Origin of the sequence: Mesorhizobium sp. Cs1299R1N1, assembly GCF_037179655.1 — a bacterium.
Classification (GTDB): Bacteria; Pseudomonadota; Alphaproteobacteria; order Rhizobiales; family Rhizobiaceae; genus Mesorhizobium; species Mesorhizobium salmacidum.
Window position 1 is genome coordinate 48,591 of sequence record NZ_JAPYKR010000018.1, and the last position, 23,408, is coordinate 71,998.

The 23,408-nt window shown below is 60.4% G+C and carries 19 protein-coding genes and 3 pseudogenes; 10 read left to right on the plus strand and 12 right to left on the minus strand.

Annotated features, from left to right (window positions below; all coding sequences use genetic code 11):
- Positions 1–343: 343 nt before the first annotated feature.
- Entirely contained in the window at positions 344–1,273 is a 930-nt protein-coding gene (locus O7A70_RS29415) for a DUF2493 domain-containing protein (RefSeq protein WP_337143467.1), read from the plus strand.
- A gap of 334 nt (positions 1,274–1,607) precedes the next feature.
- Positions 1,608–1,775 (plus strand): hypothetical protein, encoded by a 168-nt coding sequence (locus tag O7A70_RS29420; RefSeq protein WP_337143468.1) that lies wholly within the window; start codon positions 1,608–1,610, stop codon positions 1,773–1,775.
- A gap of 681 nt (positions 1,776–2,456) precedes the next feature.
- On the opposite strand, the gene ligD is transcribed toward O7A70_RS29420, so the two are convergent.
- Positions 2,457–4,226 carry a DNA ligase D gene (gene ligD / locus O7A70_RS29425; protein ID WP_337143469.1) on the minus strand — a complete coding sequence of 590 codons (1,770 nt, stop codon included), beginning with the start codon at positions 4,224–4,226 and terminating at the stop codon, positions 2,457–2,459.
- Between the two features lie 841 nt (positions 4,227–5,067).
- On the opposite strand from ligD, the pseudogene O7A70_RS29430 reads away from it, so the two are divergent.
- Both O7A70_RS29430 and O7A70_RS29435 read left to right on the plus strand, forming a co-directional pair.
- Positions 5,068–6,207: pseudogene (locus O7A70_RS29430) on the plus strand (CapA family protein); the annotation flags it as partial.
- Between the two features lie 64 nt (positions 6,208–6,271).
- Positions 6,272–6,724, plus strand: a complete 453-nt coding sequence (locus tag O7A70_RS29435) for a helix-turn-helix domain-containing protein (RefSeq protein WP_337143470.1) — start codon at positions 6,272–6,274, stop codon at positions 6,722–6,724.
- 195 nt (positions 6,725–6,919) lie between these two features.
- Here the strand turns inward: O7A70_RS29435 and O7A70_RS29440 are convergent, their stop codons facing one another.
- Positions 6,920–7,210 carry a DUF982 domain-containing protein gene (locus O7A70_RS29440; protein WP_337143471.1) on the minus strand — a complete coding sequence of 97 codons (291 nt, stop codon included), beginning with the start codon at positions 7,208–7,210 and terminating at the stop codon, positions 6,920–6,922.
- Between the two features lie 804 nt (positions 7,211–8,014).
- Between O7A70_RS29440 and O7A70_RS29445 the strand changes: the two genes are divergently transcribed.
- From O7A70_RS29445 to O7A70_RS29455, 3 genes are all read left to right on the plus strand, one after another.
- Positions 8,015–9,031, plus strand: coding sequence for a sugar ABC transporter substrate-binding protein (locus tag O7A70_RS29445; protein WP_337143472.1), 1,017 nt, complete (start codon positions 8,015–8,017; stop codon positions 9,029–9,031).
- Between the two features lie 74 nt (positions 9,032–9,105).
- Entirely contained in the window at positions 9,106–10,626 is a 1,521-nt protein-coding gene (locus O7A70_RS29450) for a sugar ABC transporter ATP-binding protein (RefSeq protein WP_337143473.1), read from the plus strand.
- A gap of 18 nt (positions 10,627–10,644) precedes the next feature.
- A complete protein-coding gene (locus O7A70_RS29455) occupies positions 10,645–11,664 on the plus strand; it encodes an ABC transporter permease (protein WP_337143521.1) in 1,020 nt (339 codons plus the stop codon).
- A gap of 180 nt (positions 11,665–11,844) precedes the next feature.
- Here the strand turns inward: O7A70_RS29455 and xth are convergent, their stop codons facing one another.
- The 7 genes and pseudogenes from xth to O7A70_RS29490 form a co-directional block, all read right to left on the minus strand.
- A complete protein-coding gene (gene xth, locus O7A70_RS29460) occupies positions 11,845–12,618 on the minus strand; it encodes an exodeoxyribonuclease III (RefSeq protein ID WP_337143474.1) in 774 nt (257 codons plus the stop codon).
- Between the two features lie 402 nt (positions 12,619–13,020).
- Positions 13,021–14,409 (minus strand): hypothetical protein, encoded by a 1,389-nt coding sequence (locus tag O7A70_RS29465; protein ID WP_337143475.1) that lies wholly within the window; start codon positions 14,407–14,409, stop codon positions 13,021–13,023.
- 1 nt (position 14,410) lies between these two features.
- On the minus strand, positions 14,411–15,538 hold the full coding sequence (locus tag O7A70_RS29470; RefSeq protein ID WP_337143476.1) for an MFS transporter: 1,128 nt from the start codon (positions 15,536–15,538) through the stop codon (positions 14,411–14,413).
- A gap of 174 nt (positions 15,539–15,712) precedes the next feature.
- Positions 15,713–16,594: an AraC family transcriptional regulator gene (locus O7A70_RS29475; RefSeq protein ID WP_337143477.1), complete on the minus strand. Its 882-nt coding sequence runs from the start codon at positions 16,592–16,594 to the stop codon at positions 15,713–15,715.
- A gap of 587 nt (positions 16,595–17,181) precedes the next feature.
- Complete coding sequence (locus tag O7A70_RS29480; protein WP_337143478.1) at positions 17,182–17,727, minus strand: hypothetical protein; 546 nt, start codon at positions 17,725–17,727, stop codon at positions 17,182–17,184.
- 566 nt (positions 17,728–18,293) lie between these two features.
- A pseudogene (locus O7A70_RS29485) lies at positions 18,294–18,548 on the minus strand (IS3 family transposase); the annotation flags it as partial.
- A 379-nt stretch (positions 18,549–18,927) separates the two neighbouring features.
- The gene (locus O7A70_RS29490) at positions 18,928–19,368 is read right to left on the minus strand and encodes an Lrp/AsnC family transcriptional regulator (protein ID WP_140508126.1); all 441 of its coding nucleotides are present in this window, start codon (positions 19,366–19,368) and stop codon (positions 18,928–18,930) included.
- Between the two features lie 133 nt (positions 19,369–19,501).
- Between O7A70_RS29490 and rocF the strand changes: the two genes are divergently transcribed.
- Positions 19,502–20,434, plus strand: a complete 933-nt coding sequence (rocF, locus tag O7A70_RS29495) for an arginase (protein WP_337143479.1) — start codon at positions 19,502–19,504, stop codon at positions 20,432–20,434.
- Between the two features lie 2 nt (positions 20,435–20,436).
- On the plus strand, positions 20,437–21,492 hold the full coding sequence (locus tag O7A70_RS29500) for an ornithine cyclodeaminase (RefSeq protein WP_337143480.1): 1,056 nt from the start codon (positions 20,437–20,439) through the stop codon (positions 21,490–21,492).
- A 140-nt stretch (positions 21,493–21,632) separates the two neighbouring features.
- Here O7A70_RS29500 and O7A70_RS29505 read toward each other — a convergent pair.
- A pseudogene (locus O7A70_RS29505) lies at positions 21,633–22,020 on the minus strand (helix-turn-helix domain-containing protein); the annotation flags it as partial.
- A gap of 364 nt (positions 22,021–22,384) precedes the next feature.
- Here O7A70_RS29505 and O7A70_RS29510 point away from each other — a divergent pair.
- The gene (locus tag O7A70_RS29510) at positions 22,385–22,612 is read left to right on the plus strand and encodes a thermonuclease family protein (protein WP_337143522.1); all 228 of its coding nucleotides are present in this window, start codon (positions 22,385–22,387) and stop codon (positions 22,610–22,612) included.
- Between the two features lie 34 nt (positions 22,613–22,646).
- Here O7A70_RS29510 and O7A70_RS29515 read toward each other — a convergent pair whose 3' ends face one another.
- Entirely contained in the window at positions 22,647–22,811 is a 165-nt protein-coding gene (locus O7A70_RS29515; RefSeq protein WP_337143481.1) for a hypothetical protein, read from the minus strand.
- A 112-nt stretch (positions 22,812–22,923) separates the two neighbouring features.
- Positions 22,924–23,241 (minus strand): YMGG-like glycine zipper-containing protein, encoded by a 318-nt coding sequence (locus O7A70_RS29520; protein ID WP_140508130.1) that lies wholly within the window; start codon positions 23,239–23,241, stop codon positions 22,924–22,926.
- Positions 23,242–23,408 lie beyond the last annotated feature (167 nt).

Genomic DNA, 23,408 nt, shown 5'->3' on the forward strand with positions numbered 1-23,408 from the left:
CGAGTGCTGGCCCGTCCCTGTCGCGGGTCGCTGCAATGTCCCTTCCTTTTCCCGAAGAGCACGGCCACACGCCCTTCGAGAGGGCGATCGGCGCGCCGGTCGGTCCGGATTGGCAATGGCTGCGCCCGGTTATTTTCCGGCGGCCCTTCCACCCCACGCGGCGAGCCGCGGGGGACCCCGGCTTGGGGCCTTTCCATCGCGAAACAAAATAGCCGGGCTTCGCCATCCTCCACTCTCGTTTCGGCCCTGCGCTGGCGCTGCGGGTGCAGATCCGGACCGCCCGTCGCCGTCGTTCGCCATGAAGGCCGCGATGGACGCGACCAATCCAGAAAAGGGAAGCCACATGAGCGATCACCATGACACCGACTGCGAACCGCCGCACGCGTCGTCCCCGACAGACCATGTCCTTCGTGAATTACAACTCTACGGCTACCGCCGCTTCGAAGACGAACCCGATCCGCGCCCGCTTCCAGAAGGCCAGGTCATCGCAGCCAGCATCGCCGATATCTTCGACGCTCTCGTGGTGGCGATGGTCGACACACGCCTCGAACCCGACCTTGAGGAACTGCTCTGGGGGACGGTCAACCTATTCCATCGCGCAACCAGCAGGATTGAACGCGAACTCGACGACAACGAACTCTCCCAGCGCCGGCTGCAGCGCGAACAGGACGGATCCGAGGTCAAATCGGTCGAACTTGAACGACTCACCGCCCAAGGCCAAACGTTGCTCGAAAGCCGCGATGTCTTCGAACTGATGCGCGATCAGGCCGCCGAGCACTTCGAGCGACATACCCATTCGATCTGGCGGCCGCGTTCGGGTTCCGTGGTCAGCCACCGCAATCTCACCGCGGCGATGATCGACAGTCGCGATTTCCTTGCCGCGAGGAAGTATGCCGACAGCCATGCGCTTTTACCCCCTGGACCGAAGGTCGCCTTCACCGGCGGGCTCGACTTCAATGACCATCGCCTCATCTGGGCCAAACTCGACCAGATACACGCCAAGCATCCGGACATGGTTTTGATCCACGGTGGCTCACCCAGGGGCGCCGAATTGATCGCCGCCAAATGGGCTCACAATCGCAAGGTGCCACAGATCGCCTTCAAGCCTGACTGGACCAGGCACGCCAAGGCTGCTCCCTTCAAACGCAACGACGCCATGCTCGACACAATACCAATCGGCGTCGTTCATTTTCCGGGCACGGGCATCCAGGACAACCTCGCCGACAAGGCCCGCGGGCTCGGCATTCCGGTCATGAAGTTCGCCGCTCCATGAGAGGCGTGCTTGCAGCGCCACCAACGCCACTCTCATCCGCCGGCATGCCGGTCGTAGACGAAGACGCGACCATCGCAGTTTCCCGTGGCTGCGAAGCGCGCGAGCCTCGAGCGCCATGCCTAACCGGTCCTGGAACCGAACCCATCACCGCGTTCATTGGCGCAATCCCTTGGTCCGGTCAGAGGGCCTGACGCCATCAACCCGTAAAGGGTCGGACTACGCAAAGCGTGCCGCCGTTTCGGCTACGCCTTCACGGTGATCGCGGCCTTGCCCGGACACATCGGGCGCCTGTCACGCGGGGATGGATCCCCGCTTCCAAGCAGGAGCCGGAAAGATGTCCCTCGCAGAAGCAAACGCATTCGCCTTCAGCCTCGCCACCAGCCTGATGGTCAGCATCGTCATCTTCCGCGCCGGCGACGGCACGCTCGCCGTCATGCCGGTTGCCGAATATGACGGAGACGACTCGGAGATCGTCCGAGAAATCGACCCGTACGCGCGATAAGCGGCGCCACTTACTGCAAGCTGGCGGCTGCCGCCTTGCATCCAGTTTTGTCGATGTCTGGTCCGCCGAAGCCTTAACGCCGCGGGTTTATCCGCAAAAACGCTGCCTCACGCCATGGCCGTTAACTCGACCAAGGAAGTTTGCGAAGTGGTCAGCGTTCGCCTCAATCAGCTGCCGATAGAATGCTGCCAACTCTGAGGCGTCTGCGAGTTCGCCCGATATCTCGGTGAAGACCACGACCCCGTATCGCTCCGTTGCTACAGCACGGCCCAGCTGGGACGGCATAGCGACGGCGCCTGCGTTCGCCATACTGCAATGTGGTGGCTTTATAACCCTCGGACTTTCTCGATGCTTCCCGTCACCGCTTCCGCTCCTCGGCGCGCTGGGCGGCTCTTTCGATACCTTGTCAACGGCGCCGCGCCGCGTCGTAGGAGCGGGAAGGCGCATCCTCCGGCCGTGTCCGCCAAAGAATTGTGGAGAGCCGTCGCGTGCTCGAAGGGCCCTACAGGCTGGTAGACCGAGCAAGCGAGCAACAGAGGCAGGACGGCACCGCACCGTTTATCGATTTGCTCTTTCGGCCCAAAGGGTACAGGGTCCGCTTACTCCGGCTACCCTCAGCCGGTGTATGGTCCGGCCTGCAAATCCTGTGTCACCTTGACGAGCAGGTCGGGCTATTTTTGCTTACGCCATTCTTTTCGTAGCCGCCCTGAAGGGATGGTCCATCGTGAAGGCGTCCGGGCGGATGCCGCGCTCGACCTGGGTCCAGGTCACGGGGTGCGCTATCGGAAAGCCCGGCCGCGCCCGCGGGGAGAAGGCACCAGCGGCCGTGTTGCCGCGCCCATTGCGGAGATAGTCAATAAAGATGCGGCGTTTTCGGGCTGCCGGATCGGCCGACAGCAAATAGCGGTCAGGGACGGCGTCGACGAGGCACTGGCCGAGCGACCTGGCGAGTTGCCGGGCGCTGTCGTGGCTCATCTTCGTTTCAAGCGGGGCCATCAGATGAATGCCTTTGCCGCCGGTGACCTTCGGCCAGCTCTCCAGGCCGGCCGCCTCCATGATGTCGCGCAGCGCCAACGCGGCGTCGATCACTTCGTCCCATTCGATGCCTTCGCCGGGATCGAGGTCCAGCACGAGCCGGTCCGCATGCTCGATATCGTCGACCGTAGCGTTCCAGGGATGAAGCTCAACCGCATCCATCTCGACCAGGCCGAGCAGACCGGCAAGATCATCCACCCACACCCGCACCCCTTCACCGCCCTCGCGCTTCTGGACCCGTAGTTGGTGCACCGCCGCAGGAACGTCCGGCAACACCCCCTTGTGATAGAAGGTGGTCCCCAAGGCGTGGCGAACCAGCTTCAGTGGGCGCCGGCCAAGGTGGATCAGCGCCTGATCGGCAACACAATCCCAGTAGCGCCTGAGCTCTTCCTTGGAGGGCGGGACCGCGTCGGGCAGCAACTGCAGGATGTTCTCGCGCGGGACGCCATGGCCCCGGTCCATCCGTTGCTTAAAGGGTGCAGGCGGCTTAGGCGTGATCGGCACGAGGTCGTCGCGCAATCCCTTGAACACTGCCTCCCGCAGGATGCCGCGATCCGTCACGCCGGTGAATTGTACCTCCGCCAGAACGTCAGGCGTTACCCAGGTCGCCTTCGGCTTATCAACAGGGTCGGAGAGAGGCGATTTTGCGATGACCAGAGGGTCGAGCCGCTCCCGAACACGCCGCGCTGCCTCCAATGTATAGCCGCTCTGAGCCTTGCCGGCATAAAGCAGCCGGTCGCCCTCTCGCCTGCCAATGTAGAGTGATGCGATGCGGCGTGGTTGGGCGCCGAGTTTCTCAACGAATGCCACAATCGGGAAAGCGTCGCTCTTGATGCATTTGACTTTGACCCAACTCGTCTGGACGCCGGAGCGATAGGGCGAGTCCGCGCGCTTGGACACGATCCCCTCCAGGCCCATCCGACAGGCATGGTCGAACATGTCCTTGCCGCTTACCTGCAGATGCTCGGCATAGGTCAGTGTTGGCGCCCTACCACTCAGCAGCTTTTCCAGCGCAGCCTTGCGATCAACCAGTCGCTGCTGGCGAAGGTCACGACCATTCAGGTGCAGAAGATCGAATGCATAGAAGATTAACCGCGGTGAGTTCGGGTTGCCCAACTCCCGCTCAAGGGCCTGATAGTCCGGGAGACCCGTGTCGCCGAGCACGACGGCTTCGCCATCGATGATTGCTGACTTCACCCGCAGGTTCGCCGCGGCCTGGACAATCCTGCTGTAGCGATGCGACCAGTCATAGCCGCGACGCGTGAAGGCTCGTGCTGTTGCCCCCTCGACGATGATCTGGGTCCGGTAGCCGTCGTACTTGACCTCGTGAAGCCATTCGCCGTCTTCGGGAGCTTTCGCCACCAGGGTCGGCGATTGAAACTCGATGAACGAAAGCCGGTCCTCGACGCTACTCATGAGTCCGCAACTCCAGATGCCGACTCAAGCCCCGCGACGAGCGTCGGTTCCAGGCATTTTAGAAAAGTCTTATTTATAGTGACCCGGACGCCAGGTCTTCGGAGGACCACATGGTGAGAACGGCGATTTCGGTTTCGTGATGCTTGCCGGCAGGCGGTCGAAGCGAGCGAGCACTGTTTGGCGGACAGCGGGTCACCGCCACGATGTGCGTCGGTGGCAGCGCAGCCCACCCAGGGGTCGCGGGAACGGCGAACTGATCGCAACTGGAACTGAACATGTCCGCCGGCCTCGAGCATCGGGAAGGAGCAGCTCAAGGCCCTGCGGGCAGCGACGATGTTTTGGTGCCTATAGCCGCGGGCGACATTGGAGCCATCGGTCACAGTCGCGACTGCTCCTCCGTCGCAATCAGGTGGCCGCCAAGGCCTTTCCAGGTTACGCGAAGTCGGCGCTGCAAACGCATGAGCCAGGCGAAAAAAAGCGAATCGCCGATGGGCGCCTATGCCGGATAGGTCGGGCCTGGCCAGCCATATCTCCTTGAGCAGTCCTGTCGCTGGCGAGCACACCGAAGCGGTCTCGTCGATTGGTGTTTCTGGTCCGAAGGATGGCTTTGCCTCGATCGCCTGTGACGCAACGGCGCATCGCGACTTTCTTCCCCTGCCGGCTGAGCCGTCATTCCTCGCGGCACAACAAAGTCGCTCCCGCGCCGTCCTGCGCTTCGCTGCGGCCCATGGGTGCGCCGTCGATCGCCTCCGGCCTTTTGACCACCATCGAGACCGCAATGGTGCGGGCTCGAACAAACAGGAGCAAGGAGAAGTAGAATGGCTAACATCGGCAAGGTGACGTCGTCTTCACCAATTTCGAGTCGACGATCCTCGGCAAACACGGTGGTTGGCCGACCAAAGGCAAGTTCTTCGGCTACTCCACGGCCGAGGTGCTGGACGCATTGCAAGCCATCGGATTTAACGCGCTTGCTCTGGCCAACAATCACGCATTCGATCTCGGCCCTTGCGGAGTCCTCGCCACGCTGGAGGAGGTCGAAGCCCGCGGCTTCCTGCATGCCGGGATCGGGATCGACGAAACCGATGCCACGAAACTGGGCCATCGCCATTTGGGAGCCCGCCAGGTCTCTCTTCTTGCAATGGATGCAGGCCCTGGACCCGCCAACATGTATGCCGAGAACCGGACGGCTTCGCGTCCGGCTCGGCCTGGTGTCAACCGACTCAAGACCGTTCGCAAGATCGGGGTGCCGAACGGCCATTTCCGAAGGCTGACCAGGCTTGGCGATCAATTGCAAAGCTCGCACCTTGAAATCACCAACTACGCGCAACCGGAGGACCCGCCCCCGCTGACGAGCGGGAAGGAGCTGAATTTCTACGGGACCGTGTTCATCCAGGCAGCTAACTTCAGCCGCTTGATCGAAATCGATCCGCAGAGTGCGAATATTCATCTGTCAGCCATCCGGCAAGCGGCTGCGCAAGGCGATTTTGTGATCGCCTATCTGCATCACCACCATTGGGAACCGGGTTGGCAGGACGTGCCGCGCTGGGTACAGGCCTTCGCCCGCATGTGCATCGACGCCGGCGCAGACCTCTTCGTCAGCCACGGTGCCCCCGTTCTTCAGGCGGTGGAAATCTACAATGGTTCGCCAATCTTCTACGGTCTCGGAAATTTTCTCTTTCACGTCCATCCGGACGAGGGCGAATGGGATCCTCCCGAAGTCTGGCAGAGCATTGTCGCCGCTTGCCGCTACGATGCGAACGGAACCCTCGAAGCCATAGACTTTCTGCCCGTCGTGATCGGCGAGGCAAATGAGCCCCACGGATCCGAAAAAGGCGGATTGGTTCCTGTCCCTGCTGGAGGAAACGCGGCGCGAGAGATTCTCGAGGGTTTCGCAAGCCGCTCGCGTTCCTTCGGTGCAGGGATCGAAATATCCGGATCTTCCGGCAGAATAGTTGTGCCGCCTGCGCGCAAATTTGGCTGACGATCAACGCAAAAACCTAGGTCACTGAACCGAGAATGACCCTGTTGGAGCATCGAAAGCATTGTTGAAGCCGAAACGTTCGCGTCCTTTCAGGGCAGCGCCAAAGCCAAAGATCGGGCGCGACCCTCACCCCGCTGATCTTCACGTCGGCAGACAGATCGCGACGGTTCGCGTGCTGTCGGACGTATCCCAGGCTCAGCTTGCCCGATCGATAGGCGTCAGCTTTCAACAGCTCCAAAAATACGAGAACGCAAGGAACCGCGTCAGTGCGTCCATGATCTACGAGATTGGCAAGTCGCTGGGCGTCCCCGTCAGTCGTTTTTTCGAAGGTCTCCCGGAGAATGGCGAGACTGGCTGTGAGGCTTCCCTGCTACCGCCCGACGAGCGCATTGGCTTCGTTGCCAGCTCAGAAGGTCGCCGCTTGATATTGCATTTCCTTCAACTGCCTCCTCGGGTGCGCGCCAGGTTGTCTGCCCTGATCGCTGCTATCGAGGAGCAATTGACCGTCTCTCAATGACGAAGGACACCGAGGCCGGCAGGAGAGGCGGCCTCGAACAGGCCGGTCTTCGTCGGCTTTGAGCTTAATGTCGTTCGAATCCTCGATTCGGAACTCGCATTAAAAATGTCGACAGAGGTACAGGAACGCTAACGAATATGGCGGGTTGGTTAGCATACTGCGGCCTGACCTGCGGCCGGTGAATGAGTACCATGCTCAAGCTGTCAGCCACTCATCAGCAGCACGTGCCGCCGCCACCTCGAGCGCGTCGGGCGCGAGGATGCCGCGGGCAAGCGCAAAAGCTTCGAAGGCAATGCGCGCTGTTTCGACGTCTTTGTCACCGACCAAAGCAGATTGGCAGACACAGAGCGCGGCTGTGAATGCCGGGCTGCGGCTGCCCGGCCACTCATTCAGCTTTTCGTAGGCCTCCACGACCGACACGATATCGCGCGGGAAGCCCATCCCGACAAATACCGGAACGGGCTTTGAAAACAGTTGGGGTCTCATCGGTGACTCCGTTAATTTGCGTGCCGAAACAACACGCAAATTATAGAGTGGTTGCGATGACCTCGACAGTAGACCAAACGGGTGTATTGACCACTTCTCACCCGCGCCCAATGGAGGTCTCCCCATCGCGCCAGCAACACCTTTTTGGAGACCGCGTCTGCCGCTTCGCGCACACTATTTAGATTGAAATGTTGAGGCCAAAAGCGCAGGAGGCGAGGCTAGGCTTTGAGCGAGTGCGGGCCATTGGATCATGGCGGCTGTCGGTCGCAGCTCATCGATTTATCGATCGACGCAGGCGCGCGTCTTCACACGCCGCAGTCACGTCAGGAACGATGGCAGGTCGGACTCAACAGGCTGGCCAAATCAGCGGCCCGGTTGCATCGGGGGGACTAGCTTCTTCGGGGAAGTGCAACCGGGCCACGCCGGTTTCCTCCCGGCAATCCAACCATGATGGCGAAGCGGGATGAATACAAGCCATCCATACAAGAGTTGCGGTGCCGACCAGGCATGCCACCATTCGGCGGCGGAGCTATCCGGAAGACTTACTTGCATACCCGTCGAGCCTGGGACCTCCTGTAGATTGTGCAGTCTCCTGACCCGGAGCACCGCCTCTTTGCGTCCTCGGTCATTGCTTTGTCGATCTTAAGGAATGGTCGGTTCCTGAACGCCCCAGGGCCGTAGTGCCACTAACCCTGGATGCCGTGAGGACGTCGAACGACGTTGTCTCGGAACCTTGACCACAAGATCGGCGGGGCCATAATGGCCGTATGGCTCGCATTTCCATGAGCCATACTGGGAGGAATTATGAAAAACAAAATAGACGACGACCGACGCAATCTTCTGACCTTGGCGGCTGTTGGCGGTGCCGCTGCACTTCTGGGCGGCTTCGGGATCAGCCAGGCTCGCGCCGCCGCGGCCTCCGGGCGTTCCGAAAAGCCGCTCAAGGCAGCGTTCTCCAACGCCGGACTTCAGGCGACATGGTGCGCCCAAGGTAAGGCAGCGGCGGAATACTGGGGCAAATTATTCAACGTCGAGGTGACTTGGTTCGACGGGGAACTCGATGCCGTAAAGCAGCGCGCGGCGATCGACAACATGGCTTCCCAGAAATGGGATTTCGTGGCGATCCAGGCCTTTGGTATCGGCACGCTGGTGCAGCCGGTGCAAAAGATGATCGACGCCGGGATCCCTGTCATCGACATGGACACCCTGATTGCGCCACTCGACAAGATCAATGTGCACAGCTTCCTCGCGCCTGATAATGAATTCATGGGATCATCGGTGACCCAGGCGCTCATCACCGCCATCGGCGGCAAGGGCAAGGTCATCACCACGCAGGGCGCGCTCGGCCACACGGGCGCCCAAGGGCGAAACCGGGGCTTCGAATCCATCGTCAAACAGCATCCCGATGTCGAGGTTCTGGAAAACCAGCCGGCCGACTGGGACGTCACCAAGGTGGCGCGGCTATGGGAGACCTATCTTACGAAATATCCGCAGATTGACGCGGCCTATTTCCACAATGACGACATGGCGCTTGCAGCGTACAACGTCATGAAGGCCCATAACCGTACCAACATTAAGATCGGCGGTTGCGACGCCATGCCCCCTGCAATAGCCGCCGTTGCCGAAGGACGCATGCACGCCACCGTGCGCAATCCATCCTGCCGTATTCATGGCGGCGCCATTGTCGCCGGCGTCGCCGCAGTGACAGGTGGCGAGAAGTCAGGCGAAGGAATCCCGAAAAGCGTCGTAACCGACGGTCCCGTGGTTACCAAGGAGAATGCCGCCGGCATGCAATGGATGGAAGATCATTTCCTGATCTGATCTTCGTCCCAACTGGCTGGCGGATCATCCGCCAGCCATTCGCGCAGCCACTGGACAATTGCGACGCGGACAGAATGAACGCTCAAGCTGAAGCCTCCTTGCGAGCGGTCGCGCCGCGCCTTCGCATGGATGGGATATCGAAATCCTTCGGCGGCGTGGTGGCGCTGCAGGATGTGGATTTCGTGTTGCGCGCCGGCGAGATCCATGGACTCGTTGGGGAAAACGGCGCCGGCAAATCGACCCTGATGAAGATCATCGCCGGTGTGCACGCCGAATACAACGGCCGCATGTTCATCGACGGAGAGCAGGTCCATTTCCGCTCGGCCCGTGATGCGCTTGTGGCGGGCATCGGCATGGTGCATCAGGAACTGAGCGTCATTCCCGATCTCACAGTCGCCGAAAATGTCTTTCTCGGAAAACAGCCGACGAAGGCAGGACTGATCGATTGGTCCGGTATGATGGCCGCAGCCCGGGAACAACTCGCCAATCTTGGCATCGAGGTCGATCCTCGCGCGTCGATGGGATCATTGTCGATCGGCCTCCAGCAACTGGTCGAACTCGCCCGCGTGCTCTTCTCGGGAGCGCGGATCATCATACTAGACGAGCCTACCTCGGCGCTGTCGCCGCCAGAGGTGCATCGCCTGTTCGAGGTGCTTCGCGGTGTTCGTGCGAGCGGCCGCAGCATCGTCTTCATTTCCCATTTCCTCGACGACATCCTATCAGTTTCCGATAGGGTGACCATCTTCCGCAACGGGCGCCGTGTTGTCACCGAAGCCGCGGCCTTGATCGACAAAGGCTGGGTTATCGAACGTATGATCGGCAGCGGTCACGAGGAGCTGGAGGAAAGTTATACCGGCGCGATTGCTCTCAATAGCAAGTCCGCGGCGCCCGTGATCCTCTCGGCGCGACATCTTGCGGTGGGGCGCGCCTTCGCCGATGTGTCGCTTGACGCGCGGGCCGGCGAGATTCTCGGCATCTACGGTTTTATGGGCTGCGGCCAGGTCGAACTGGCGCGGACATTGTTCGGCAAGCTCAAGCCGAGCACCGGGACGTTGGCCATTGAGGGCGCGGCGAAACGTTTTCGCAACACGGCGCACGCTCGCCGCGCGGGAATCGCCTTCGTGCCGGAGAGCCGCCGTTCCATGCTGTTCTACCAAGAACCAGTCTATAAAAATGTCTCGATCAGCGTGCTTGGCCGCATCTCGCGCCTCTGGGTGAAGCCGGCAGCGGAGCGCGAGATCGCCAGCCGCCATGTTGGACTGCTGAATATCCGTCCGTCGAATGTGAAGGCGCTGCTCGCCAGTCTTTCCGGCGGTAACCAGCAGAAGGTCGCGCTGGCGAAATGGCTGACATACATCCCTAAGGTGCTGATCTTGAGCGAGCCGACCCGAGGCATGGATGTTGGCGCCAAAGACGATGTTGTGAAGATCGTACGTGCGCTGCGCAACCAGGGCCTTGCTGTCATCGTTGTCTCGGCCGAGCCCGAAACCGTCCTGTCGCTCGCCGACCGTATTATCGTCATGAAGAAAGGCCGGATCGTGCACGAGTTCGCCGGCGAAACGATCAGCAAGGACCGGCTGCTCGACGCCGCTTGAGGGAGAACGCCATTGACAATGCCGGTTCAGGAAGCCGTGAAAGGGTCCCCGTCGCGGGCTGGCGCCTTCCTGCGCAACCGGATGCGCAACATTGCGCCCTTCGCGACGCTGATCATCCTGCTCGCGTTCTTCAGCATCGCCAGCCCATCTTTCCTCAGCGTCGACAACGGGGTCAACGTGCTGACGCAGATTTCCGTCACGGGCGTCATCGCGGTGGGGCTCACTTTTGTCATCCTCTGCGCCGAGATCGACCTTTCGGTAGCGGCCATCGCCAATGCCACCGGCATTGCCGTTGCCTACTTCACAATGCAGGAATCCTACGTCAACATTCCCAACATCCCCCTGCCAGGCTATGCGGCGATCGGGTTGGCGCTGCTCATCTGCGCCTTCCTGGGCCTGGTCAACGCCTTCGGCACGACGCTAATTGGAATTCCCTCGTTCATCATGACACTTGCCATGATGCAGATCGGTGCTGGCATTTGCGCGCTTCTGGTGCGCGGCCAGATCGCCTATGCCGTTCCCGATCTGGTTACGATGATGGGTTCTGGCACGATAGCCGGCTTTCCGTGGATCATCATCGTGCTGGGCGTATTCCTGCTGGTCGGCCATATCGTTTTGACCTACACGCGCTTCGGCCGATACGTCTACATGGTCGGTGGCAACCGCGAAGCGGCGGAATATTCCGGTGTCAACGTCAAACTGGTCTTAGGCGCGGTGATGGTCATTTCGGCGGTCTGTTCCGGTGTCGCAGGGATGATTGGCGTAGCCCATTTCGGCAGCGCTCAGCAGAACGAGTTCGACGGCTATCTGCTTGACGCCATCGCAGCGGTGGTGGTCGGTGGCACCAGCCTCTTTGGCGGCCGTGGCGGGATCGGCAACACGATCATCGGCCTGTGCATACTTGGCGTCCTCAACAATGGCCTCGATCACGTCCAGATCGACAGTTTTTTGAAAATCCTCATCCGCGGCATCATTCTGCTCGTCGCACTGATCATCAATGTCTATGTGCAGAATCTGCGTGATCGGCAACGCATCTGATTACCGGCGGTTGCCAAGGCACCTATTTGTGCAACTTCCTCCAGATACTCGGCGGCGCGAGAGCTGCCGGGATTTGCGCCCAGGCATGGAGCTTCGGCCGGCCTGCACCTCTGCCAGACGTAGCAGGGCGATCATAGGAGCGATTTCAGTTCCGGAGCTGCGTGAGTGACTTAGTATTGGTCAATCGAGTTCGATCCAAGCTGGCGCATGGTCGCTTGGCTTCTCCCAGCCGCGCAACTCGACGTCCACGCCGGCATTGCGCAGTTTGTCCGAAAGGGAAGGACTCACGAGCAGATGGTCCATTCGGAGACCGGAGCTTCGATCGTAGCCGCCCCGGTATGAGAAGTTCCAGTAGGTGTAGATGCCCTTCTCGGGGTGGATGCGGCGGACGGCATCGATCCAACCATTCCCGAGCATTTCGGCGTAGGCTTGCCGGCTCTCCGGAAAGTACACCGCGTCCCCTAGCCATCGTTGGGGCACGACGGCGTCGATTGCGGTTGGAACAACGTTGTAGTCGCCGCAGAGAATGCTAGCGCCGTCCGTGACCAGCAGCCGGCCGTAGCTGATCAGGCGATCGAACCAGCGGAGCTTGTAGTCGAATTTTGGACCTGGCGCCGGGTTGCCGTTGGGCAGGTAGAGACAACCCACAACAAGCCCATTCACCTCGGCCTCGATGTAGCGGCTGTGCGTGTCGTCTGGATCCCCGGGCAGCCCGCGCCGACGTTCCAGTGGTTCTGCTCCCCAAGCGAGAATAGCGACCCCGTTGTAAGATTTCTGGCCGTGCCAGATTGCGCCGTAACCGACGCCCCTGATCGCGTCGGCAGGGAACTTGTCGTCGGATGTCTTGAGCTCTTGAAGGCAGACGATGTCGTACGCGGTTTCATCCAGCCATTTGAGCAGCACGGGCAGGCGGCCGTTGACGCCGTTCACGTTGAAGGTAGCGATGCGGGTCATTTGAACTTTCCGTAGGCTAGGCAGCGCCTCTCAACGCCGGACGGGTCACTACGATCCCGATCTCCGTGCAAGAATGGCTAATCCGTCATCCGTGCAGCGGAGAACCTCCGCTGCAACAACTGCAGACAAGAGGATCAAGCCGCCATCGCGAATAACGTTGCGAATTGTGCTCCATCTCTGGGCGTTCTGGCTGGCCTCAGCGTCCTGAATATTCTGCGGCTGCCAAGCCAGGCCAAATTCATTCCGATCGACTGCTTGCGTATCGGGTAGCGGCAGCTCGTCTTACCTGGATCACCAAAAAGCGGGCGGACTGTTTTCGGCCAAGAATGCGCCATTCCGTGATCGATTTTGCGACGGCAGGTGCTGCTCATTTTGACCTCAGCCACGGGCGGTTGCCCACTCTTAGGAAAAGACGCTTGGGGCAATCGCTCGCTCCCGCAGCTGTGAGCAAAGTTCAGTCCACGACGGATCAGAAACGAAACTGCTCAGACCGCCACAGGCATCAGCGAAAGGCATATCGCCGAAGCGGTCGATGACCTCCCTGGTTTCGCCTATGCTGCCCTTTCGGATTGACTCGAATGGATCCTCATCGCATTCAATGACGCGATGCCCCCAAGCTCCTGGCACATCATCGCTCGCGAGAGCGCGTCGAAAGTCCGCATCCATGTCTGCGGTCTCTAGAGCCCGACAAATGACGTAGCGCATCAGGGGATAATAGACCGGCTGGTGACTGCCTCCGAGCGCGCGCACGCCGGGCAGGATCGACAGGACCAGAAACATAAGGAGCAGGTTGGGAATAAGGCTGCGGTTCGCCAGCCGCTCAACGATATCGGGAGCCGCGAAGCGAGCTACCTTCATTCTGGTCGCCAGATTGATGAGTTCTCCACCCACCATGCGCAGCGGCAGGCGCTTTCCGTTTTCATAGTACCAAAAGAAATCGGTACCGCGCGCGAGCCAGCCACCCCAGGGGCCAGCCGCCAGCCTGTCGATCTCGTCAAGGATATTCAAAGCCAGCTTTGGGCTTTCCAGCAACCTCGTACGCAGCCAGGAACCCTCGTCTGACAGGTGGTCCGCCACCAGGTCGGCAACATCCTCATCGTCGATTTGCAGGAAGGCAAAGCTCTCTCCGAACAGTTTTGGCCAGAGGATGCGATTGGCTGCCTTGATGGCATGCGCAGGCCGCTCGAACTGCGTCTTCGGCAGAAGGCTGTGAAGCAGGGCGAGGGCCTCTCCCTCGGCATTTCGCTCCGTTGGCACCAGCTCCAACCGGTATGATCCAGGCCCGGTCAGAAGGCCGTATCCGATCATCCGGCTTCGGCTGAGACCGAAGACGTTGACCGGCTTCCCGCCAAGCGTGATCCAGCCTGGCCCCTTGCGGGGCTTTTCAACGAGACTCACCGTTGAAACGGCATAGGAAACGTAGGTCGAGCAGCCATGCGCCGAGAGGCCAAGCAGGCTGAAGATGTGCGTGTAATAGGCCTCTGGCTCCATGAGGAGAAACAAATGCGGGCCGGTCTGCAACACGCGGCGTTGTTCTAGATCTTTGCATATTTGGGAGACGGCGTTGATCGGCAATCCGTTTCGCGTTCCCGCATTCCTGATCGTGTCGAGCAGCCTGGCAAACGCGCGGCTGCGAATTTCGGGTTCCGATTTCTGGGCAGGCGCTTCGAACAAGCGGGACGCATAATCGCGAAGCCGGCGGCGATGATAGGAGCGCGTCCAAGGATAGAGCGTCGCCAGAGAGTCCAGCACCGCCTGCTTGGCGCCTGTGTCGGTCGCTAGCTCGTCCACCTCACGGTTCGTCCTTTCGCTGTGCGATGCCGATGCTCAATGCAGGAATGCTGATAAGGAGCACCACGCCGAATCCGAAGAAGATCGTCGAAGGAAATACACTCTCGCCCATAACGCCAGCGATGCTGAATATGACCAGTCCCAGCGCGACAGCGAGACTGTGCATGACGCCCTTGGCCCTGCCCAATACATTGTCAGGCGTACGCGACTGCAGTGTGACCTCGATGCTCACCCGGCCCAGATTGTAGAGAAACCCGAGCGCGGCGAAGACGATCAATGTCCAAGGCGCGCGCGCAGTGATCAACGACATCAACGCGAGCGCCGTTGAGGCCAAAAGCATGAGGTGCAGTATAGGACCACTTGTCGCTCGTGTCAGCCTGACGAGAACAGCCGCCCCAATAACCGAACCAGCCGACCACGCGGCCTCAAGGTAGCCGAAATCGGCGGCTGTGCCGTGCTGCTCTTCGAAGACGAAGCTTGATCCCATCACCGTGACCAGCACCGCGCCTCCATAAAGAAGGGCATAAGCGGCAAACAGACGAACTAGATGCTTATCGAAGTTCGGTGCCAGGCCTTTGGCCGTTCTGACACGTTGCAGGAGGAGGCCTGGCATCCAGAACAGTGAGCCGGCTGAAACGAGGAACAACAGGGCGAGGGCCATGAGCGTCAGGGCAGGGGAGCGCCCACCCAGTAATGATCCGGCTAGCAACGCTGCGCCGAGGCTGCCAAACTGCATGATGAAGTAGATGATGGAATTCGATGCCGCAAGTTCGGCGCCTCCCGTCACGAGAGGGATCATCGCTTGCGAGGCGGTCAGTGCGACACGATCGCAAATGGAAAAGAGCGCCGCTGACAGGCAGAGCGTTAAAAAGGCGTCCTTGTAGAGAAGCGTGCAAGCCGTGGCGAGCAAGATGGCAAAGCGACCGAGGTCGGCCGTGATGTTCAATCGCCGTCGGTCAAACCGGTCCGCTGCCAGGCCGGCCAGAGGGCTCGCAACGATTTCGACGACACTGACGGTCGCAAGCAGTATCGCCACGCCGGCGCTTCCGTAGCCTGCTGCGACAACAGTCCAGGCGGATGCGATGTAATATCCGTTTCGTCCGACTGCCGCCGATAGCGTGCTCGCCATGAATCCAAGCCATAGACGGGACTGGATGCTTGATCTCAGGTCAGCGTGAATTTGAATTGCATTTGACAAGGGCTGCGCATCCAATGGGCGCTTGTCATACCCACTGCCCAGATTGCCGCTTAACAATCACGCTTGTTTTTTCAGTTCGTTGCTGAAATCAGCGGAAGTATTGAATCAAATCCTGGACCGGCGGCGGTATTCCGTCGGACTGGCTCCGAATGCCCGCTTAAAGGCGATCGCGAAATGGCTTGAGCTGCCGAACCCGCATTCTAGCGCGATCTCCGTCGCCGACATATTGGTCGATCGCAGCATGTCGGCGGACTGATCCAGTCGACGCCGCGCGATAAACGCGTGTGGCGTCATCCCGGTAGATTGCTTGAAAGCCCTGCTGAAATGGAAACGGCTGATACCGACCTCCTTTGCCAGATCGGCGAGGGTGGGTGTCTCGTCCGACGAGGCTTCGATCATTGCGATTGCCCGTTTGAGATCGAAGGCTGACAGCCCGCCTTTCGCCGGCTCGTGATAGTGGCCGTTGCGCCTGACCATCTGAACGAGCAAGTGCATCGCCTGGCTCTCGACCATCGTCACGCTGATCGGATCGGGCTGCCTGAGCTCGATGGCGATCCGCTGCAAAGCCATCTCCACGGTGCTGTCCCGAAATCCGATCGAAGCCGGCAGGTCGCAATGGCGCACCATCCCGCCGAACGCTTCGTCGGTAAATCCTTTTTCAATTGAGACGAGCAGGTAGGCGGCCGTGGGTTCTCCCTCGTCCCACCCCGTCCAATCACTGCCAGCAGGCATATGGATTACCGAGCCAGCCCGCCGCGGCGAAAACGAGATCCGATGCCCGTCGACGAAATCCTCTCCGCGGCTTGCCGCCCCTTTCAGGTTCATCAGGAATATATGGCCCGGGAACGAAATTGCTGTTTCCTGGCGCTCCAGACCAGTTCTCCTGATCAAGTCAGCCCGCACGTTGCCCCAGCTCTCATGTTGGTGTGTAAGCGTCTGGTGGTGTGAACGGCGGATCTTGTTCGGATCGAAGCAAGGGGTGTCCACGGATGGGAGCAGCCTTCATACTAAGAGTAGCCCGCCCTCCGGTGTTGTGCCTAACCATAGGTTGCTGGACAAATCACAACTAACTCAGGATTGGTAGAAGATGTGACTTTAGTAAAAAAATGGCAATCTCAGGAAAGCCGATCGTGTTCGGTAGGCCTAACAGTGCCCTGGCCAAGACTCAAAGCAGTTTGAAACATTAGACCGCTCTTAATGAGTGGAGTTTTCTCATTGATCTCTTGGCATCTCACCAAAGCAACGGTGCGGGAGACATAGTGCGATGCGAGGGCTCAATGATTTTCTGGCCGAGTGCGACCAAGGACCACGGATCAACCAACTGGCAGGGTTTTTTGCGGCAACCGCAGCGGGCAAAAGCGGGATGCCAGTTCGCAAGCCTCAGGCCGACCCCCGCCTTCTGCCCAGCGATGAACTCGTGCGCGATCTCGTTCGCCTGCACGCCGCCCGGCAAGGGTGACACTGGCAGAGATGGCGCGCTCCGTAGGTGCGCATTTCAAGTACTGCACGATGACGTGGAACAGCGGCAATTTCTGCAGTCTTGCGGCGAGCAACAGCAAGGAAAATCTCGGCCTCTACGCCTGAAAGCGACTACCAGCGCGCCATCGGCCGCCCTGAATTTCTCGACGAAGACGAAGATGGCATCTGGAATGTTGTGTCCTCCAGGATGACGTCGAAGCCTGCCACCGTCCTTGAGGTGCTGGGTCACGAACTCTATCTGCTTGGGTCTGTTGGGCGAATACACGCGCCATGAAGGATTTGTAGTTCTCGGGGTTCGGGCTGCAGGACAGCGAAAGAATCTGCCCATCCGAAAATTCGGACAGTGTTCTGGCCATCGTGCCTTCCGCCGTTCCAAGACTGTACAGCGACAGCGCAGCACCACGGCGCCGGGCATAATTCAGCACCGCGTAGGCCATCCGGCACTCCTCCTCCAATCTGTAGGGAATGCTGCTGTGATAGTGCTGGTCGAAAAAGCCGTCCTCGGGACCATGTTCAACAATGAGGTGCGTCCGTCTTCTTTTTTGCAATTTCGTCCGGGGGAAAGTACCTCGCCTTGAAGCCATAATCCTTCTGGTACTCTCGACGACGTATGGCGAACCGGCCCACGCCGAATTCTTCATCGGCCCGTTCCACTGGTTGACCAAGGATGCGCTCGGATCCGATCGGCGGCTGAAGAAATTCACGCGAGGCAGGGGCGTGTGGCTAGAATCGAATCCAAAGCGTGCCGTCCTCCGGTTCGTCGGACTCGCCAAGAACATGGCGGAGGGAAGTCCAAGACGGCGACGCGCGAAGCCCGCAAGGTTTATTCGGGGGGCTACGCCCAGCTAGCCGAAAAATGCGACTTGACTCGCAGGGCGCCGCCGATGAGATGCAACCGTCGACTGCATTGCGGCAGCATCTATCAATCGGAACGAACGTCTTGTTTCTGGAAGCGTATCGGGGGGCCGTACAACTCATTCCAGGCGCTTGGGAGGCGACCAAGCCACGAAGGCCGAGACGTCTCAGCCTGCTTGGTGTAACTGCAACGTTCAGCGTCCATAGATAGGGTTCCGGAACCTTACTTTACAATCTCGGTAGGGCTGCTTGACTTTCTCGCTGAGCCGCATCGATGGATGCCCGCTCCCCGTCCGCAGACGGTTCATCTCGCGGGCGAACTCGTCGCAGCCTACTTGAACAGAGTCGGACCCATCAGGCCATCGCCCTGACGAAGCTCCCGGTTCTCCCGTTCCAGAGCCTTCATCTTCTCCGGGACGCCCCCGGGAATGCCCGGTGTTGAACCGTTGTTCGCCTCGCCCGAGTGTGAGCGCCGAACACCCGATGTTGGCTGCGATCGAGGAAAACGGTCGCCCATCGAGAGGTATGTTCGGTTTCGTAGTCAAAAACAAGCCGCACCGCTCGGGCGCGGACTTCAGATGAATTTGTTCGTTGTTTTGCTGGTCATAGCTCGACGGTCTCACGAGTTCGAGCCCCCGGCAAACCCGGTGCGGTTCAACTACAGCATGTCCCTGAAGTTGCCGAGAAATGTGCTACATATTGTGCTACCTATTGGGATACAAATCGAGCTCGGAATCAGAAAAAAGGAATAGAAACAACGTTTGGTGAATGGCGCGATCCCGGCCATTCGCGAAGCATCCCGGCCGGTCGCTGGAGGTGGACTTGCTTGGCCAATTCCGGCTGTGGCCAGCGCCTCGCCGACGCTGTGACGCTTGAAGAACGCGTGAATATACCGATACTGACCTTGTGGCGTCGCCGCCTCGGCCGGTTGGACGGCGCGCCATTGCTGCGACTACGTCTGCTCGAACCGATCTTAGTCGACATACCTAGGTCAGCCGCGCTCGGGTCGTGCGCGGTGTAGCCAAGAGAAGGCTGGTTTCGCTGCCTGTTATCCCGGCAATGAGCCGGATGCGCCGCAGCACCGCATCGAAATCAGTCAGCGAGGCGGTCCCAAGCTCGACAACCAGATCCCAGCGGCCATTGGTGGTATGGATAGTCGAAACTTCGGGGAAGCCCCCCAGCGTCCGGACCACGCGGTCGGCGGCATGCCCCTCGATCTCAATCATCATGATACCGCGAATGCGCTGGTCGACAGCGTCAGCGCGCAGCACCACCGTGTAGCCGATGATGTCGCCGGACCGTTCCAACCGCTCCATACGTGCCCTGACCGTAGCGCGCGAGACGCCGAGATCGACAGCGAGATCCGACACGCTGCGCCGAGCGTCATGCCGAAGCAAGGTAACGAGCCGTTCGTCCAGCGCATCCATCGAGTTACCATTTTGACCAATTTTGCTGCCATTACAATAAACATTGTTCCCGAATTGCCAATTCTGCCCCTTCATATCGCCGGCTCGCCATGATCTCCTCGCGGCTTATCAGAACTTGGTCGCGGGAAAAACAATGCGTTGCAAAATCGTCGGGGCGCCGGTGCAAGACGGCGCTGGCAGAATGGGATGTGAGATGGGGCCGAGCGCGCTGAGAACCGCCGGACTTGTCGAGGTGCTGTCCAGCCTCGGCCATGCGGTGGAGGATATGGGCGCCGTCCAGGCAATCCCGGTAAGACGCGTCGTGCACGGCAACCTGGCGCTGAAGGCTCTGCCTGAAATCTCGGCGTGGACATCCGCCATTTCCGAGGCCGCCTATGCGGCGAGCGAAGATGCCATGCCGATCTTTCTCGGCGGCGATCATTCAGTCTCAGCAGGAACCGTATCGGGCCTTGCCCGCCGCGCCGCCGCGACCGGACGCCCGCTGTTCGTGCTGTGGCTGGACGCCCACCCGGACTTCCACACGCTCGACACCACCGCGAGTGGCAATCTGCATGGTGTTCCGCTCGCCTACGCCAGCGGCCAGCCGGGCTTCGCCGGTTATTTCCCGGATTTGCCGGCAGCGGTCGATCCATCGCGTATCTGCACGATGGGACTTCGAAGTGTCGATCCGGCGGAGCGCAGGGCCCTCAATGAGGCAGGCGTGATCGTGCACGACATGCGCGCCATTGATGAGCATGGCATCGCGCCGCTGCTGCGGGCCTTCCTGGCGCACGTGTCTGCGGAAGCCGGACTGCTGCATGTCAGTCTCGACGTCGACTTCCTCGATCCTTCGATCGCTCCGGCAGTCGGCACCACGGTTCCCGGAGGCGCGACGTTCCGCGAGGCGCATCTGGTGATGGAGATGTTGTCTGATAGCGGGCTCGTCTCCAGCCTGGACCTGGTCGAGTTGAACCCGTTTCTGGACGAGCGTGGCCGAACCGCGACGCTGATGGTCGACCTGACGGCGAGCCTGATGGGCCGCCGCATCATGGACCGTCCCACCCGCAGCCATTCCGGGAGCTTTTGATCATGACCGCGGCAAAGCTGAACATCGTCCCCTTCGTCAGCGTCGATCGCATGATGAAGCTGGTCATTGCCATCGGCGTGGAGCGCTTCCTGACCGAGCTCGCCAGCTACATCGAGGAAGATTTCCGGCGCTGGGAACTGTTCGATAAAACGCCTCGTATCGCCTCGCATAGCCATGACGGGGTCATCGAGCTGATGCCGACAAGCGATGGGCGGCTCTATGGCTTCAAATATGTCAACGGTCACCCCAAGAACATGCGTCAGGGTTTGCAGACGGTCACCGCCTTCGGTGTGCTTGCCGACGTCGGGAACGGCTACCCGATGCTGCTCACCGAAATGACCATCCTGACCGCGCTTCGCACCGCCGCCACGTCCGCGGTCGCCGCCAAGTATCTGGCGCCGAGCGGAACTCGCACCATGGCCATCATCGGCAATGGCGCCCAGTCGGAATTTCAGGCGATCGCTTTCAAGGCGCTGACCGGCGTCGATACGCTGAAGCTGTATGACCTGGATCGGTCCGCGTCACAAAAATGCGCGAAGAACCTTGCTGGCATGGGCTTTGACATCACCATCTGTGGGAGTGGACAGGAGGCGGTCGAAGGTGCCGGGATCATCACGACCGTCACCGCCGACAAGCAGTGCGCCACCATTCTCACCGACAACATGGTCGGGTCCGGCGTCCATATCAACGCCGTCGGTGGCGATTGCCCAGGCAAGACCGAACTGCACAGAGACATCCTGCTTCGCTCCGACATTTTCGTCGAGTTCCCGCCACAGACCCGCATCGAGGGCGAGATCCAGCAGCTGGATCCAAACCATCCGGTGACCGAGCTCTGGCAAGTGATTGCCGCCAAGGCGCAAGGCCGCCGAGACGCCAAGCAGATCACGCTGTTCGATTCAGTCGGCTTCGCGATCGAGGATTTTTCGGCGCTGCGCTATGTGCGCGACCAGCTGCAGGCGACCGGCCTCTATGAGGAACTCGATCTGTTGGCCGACCCCGACGAGCCGCGCGATTTGTTCGGAATGCTGCTGAGGGCGGCCCTGCGACCCGCTGCGTGAGGAATTTTGCCATTCGACGGGTCGGCGCAACCGATGGGAAGCCGCCCTCAGCGGTCATTCCAAGTCAGCGGTCATTCACGACTGTCGCGGGATCTTTCATTCATATCGACACATTACCGACTTCATGCGGCGGGGGATGGCTCGCGCTCGTAGCGTAGCACCGGCTCGGCCGGCTCCAAGTCCGTCAGTCGCGAAAGGCCCGCGCGCGCAAGCACCCGGCTCACCGTTGCTGGCGAACGCCAACCTCATGCGCGATATGCTGACCGGTGAGGCGCTGGCGCCGCAGCGCCACGATCCGCTCAACGATCGGCGGTTCGGTGGCGCTGGGGATTTGCTTGGGTCGCGACGAGTGGTCGGCCATGCCGGCCGGCCCTCAGCTTTATAGCGCTCGACCCAACCCGCCACGATCTTCGCCGTCACCGCATATTTCAACGCCGCTTGGCCTTGAGAAAGGCCGCCTTCTATCGCCGACAGCGCCATTTCCTCTCGACGCAGCAGCGTCAGACGGGCATTCTTATGGATGTTCATTCGGACCCTCCGTTGAATCTGGACTTGGTAACTCCAGTCTCCACAGTCGGGCCGAATGGATAATCTATGGAAAGCTCACAACTAGACATGACTTAGCAATTGCCTAGGCTAGCGGCGCCTGCCTCTTAGCCGCTGCACTAGTTATCCTTCCTCTGCCTGCCACGGCCGCGCCGCTGTCGGGCGTCCCCTCTGTCATCGACGGCGACACCATCGAAATTCACGGGCAGCGAATTCGCTTGAACGGCATTGACGCGCCGGAAAGCGCGCAGCTGTGCCTTGACGCCGCGGCTAGAAATATCATTGCGGGCAAAAGGCATCTCTCGCGCTGGCGGACTTTCTCGAGGCGCATCGCCCGACATCCTGCATCGAGGTCGACCGCGACCAGTTCAGGCGCATGGTGGCCGTCTGCACGGCAGGCGGTGTCGATATCGGCGAATGGGTGGTCAAGAAGGGCTATGCGGTCGACTGGCCGAAATATAGTGCTGGCTTCTATGCCAAGGCCCAGACTGACGCTAGGAAAGCCAAGTACGGCCTATGGGCAGGATCGTTCGATAGGCCTTGGAAATGGCGCAAGCAAATGACTGTCAACTAGGTCAGCCATTCGACGGAGATCGCGTCCTCCCGGCTCAAGCAGGGAGGGCGCGTTCGCGCGACTTGCGGTTGGCGGCTTCGAGGAAAACCGTGAAGGCTTCGATCTGGCGGATGCTCAGCCAGTTGCGGTTGTCGTAGCGAAGCAGCAGCTTCACTGCATGCCCGCCGCGATTTTTCAGGGCACCGGCAAGGCTCATCATGCTCGACCTCCTGCTGCCCGCCGCAATACCGTCCTATCCCGCAAAGCGTACAACGGAACGACGGTGTGTGTGAGCCGGCGTTAACGCGCCGGCTCACACAGTCGGAAGCTCGTCAATAATTGCCGTTGTAGTAACGGTCGTCGCAAGGCGCGGTGTAGATGCGGCCGTAACGGTCCTGGTAGCGGCAGAGCTGGTCCTCCCGGCGCTGCGGGGTGGTGGCGGAGCCGACGACGGCGCCAAGCAGCGCGCCGCTGGCCGCGCCGATGACGGTGCTCTTAGTATTGCCGCCGATGGCCTGGCCGACGAGAGCACCGCCGGCGCCGCCCAATAGCGCACCCGTGGTGGCGCGCTGCTGGCCTTCTGTCTGCGACTGGCAGCCCGCGAGTGCCGCGGTGACCAGCACCGCCAAAATAGCCTTTCTAACGATCATGACTGGAACTCCTCTGACGCCCCGGGAACTGACAAGCGGGGGCGATGGCCCGAGTGCGGCTGCATTGCGGCGGAACGGCGGCGCGCCGGCTCACGAAGTGAGACAAGGTTTGCCGGTAGTTGAAAGCCATGGTTTCCAAAGCGGAAACTACGAATGTGTGTTCTCAC

What these genes read in the sequence shown, in the direction of transcription:
- O7A70_RS29415 (WP_337143467.1), top strand. Translation starts at nt 344, where the DNA reads ATGAGCGATCACCATGACACCGACTGCGAACCGCCGCACGCGTCGTCC.
- O7A70_RS29420 (WP_337143468.1), top strand. Translation starts at nt 1,608, where the DNA reads ATGTCCCTCGCAGAAGCAAACGCATTCGCCTTCAGCCTCGCCACCAGC.
- xth (WP_337143474.1), bottom strand. Translation starts at nt 12,618, where the DNA reads ATGACCCGCATCGCTACCTTCAACGTGAACGGCGTCAACGGCCGCCTG.
- O7A70_RS29520 (WP_140508130.1), bottom strand. Translation starts at nt 23,241, where the DNA reads ATGATCGTTAGAAAGGCTATTTTGGCGGTGCTGGTCACCGCGGCACTC.
- O7A70_RS29515 (WP_337143481.1), bottom strand. Translation starts at nt 22,811, where the DNA reads ATGATGAGCCTTGCCGGTGCCCTGAAAAATCGCGGCGGGCATGCAGTG.
- O7A70_RS29480 (WP_337143478.1), bottom strand. Translation starts at nt 17,727, where the DNA reads ATGAAGAATTCGGCGTGGGCCGGTTCGCCATACGTCGTCGAGAGTACC.
- O7A70_RS29455 (WP_337143521.1), top strand. Translation starts at nt 10,645, where the DNA reads ATGCCGGTTCAGGAAGCCGTGAAAGGGTCCCCGTCGCGGGCTGGCGCC.
- O7A70_RS29450 (WP_337143473.1), top strand. Translation starts at nt 9,106, where the DNA reads ATGAACGCTCAAGCTGAAGCCTCCTTGCGAGCGGTCGCGCCGCGCCTT.
- O7A70_RS29500 (WP_337143480.1), top strand. Translation starts at nt 20,437, where the DNA reads ATGACCGCGGCAAAGCTGAACATCGTCCCCTTCGTCAGCGTCGATCGC.
- O7A70_RS29445 (WP_337143472.1), top strand. Translation starts at nt 8,015, where the DNA reads ATGAAAAACAAAATAGACGACGACCGACGCAATCTTCTGACCTTGGCG.
- O7A70_RS29470 (WP_337143476.1), bottom strand. Translation starts at nt 15,538, where the DNA reads ATGGCGAGCACGCTATCGGCGGCAGTCGGACGAAACGGATATTACATC.
- ligD (WP_337143469.1), bottom strand. Translation starts at nt 4,226, where the DNA reads ATGAGTAGCGTCGAGGACCGGCTTTCGTTCATCGAGTTTCAATCGCCG.
- O7A70_RS29490 (WP_140508126.1), bottom strand. Translation starts at nt 19,368, where the DNA reads ATGGATGCGCTGGACGAACGGCTCGTTACCTTGCTTCGGCATGACGCT.
- rocF (WP_337143479.1), top strand. Translation starts at nt 19,502, where the DNA reads ATGCGTTGCAAAATCGTCGGGGCGCCGGTGCAAGACGGCGCTGGCAGA.
- O7A70_RS29440 (WP_337143471.1), bottom strand. Translation starts at nt 7,210, where the DNA reads ATGAGACCCCAACTGTTTTCAAAGCCCGTTCCGGTATTTGTCGGGATG.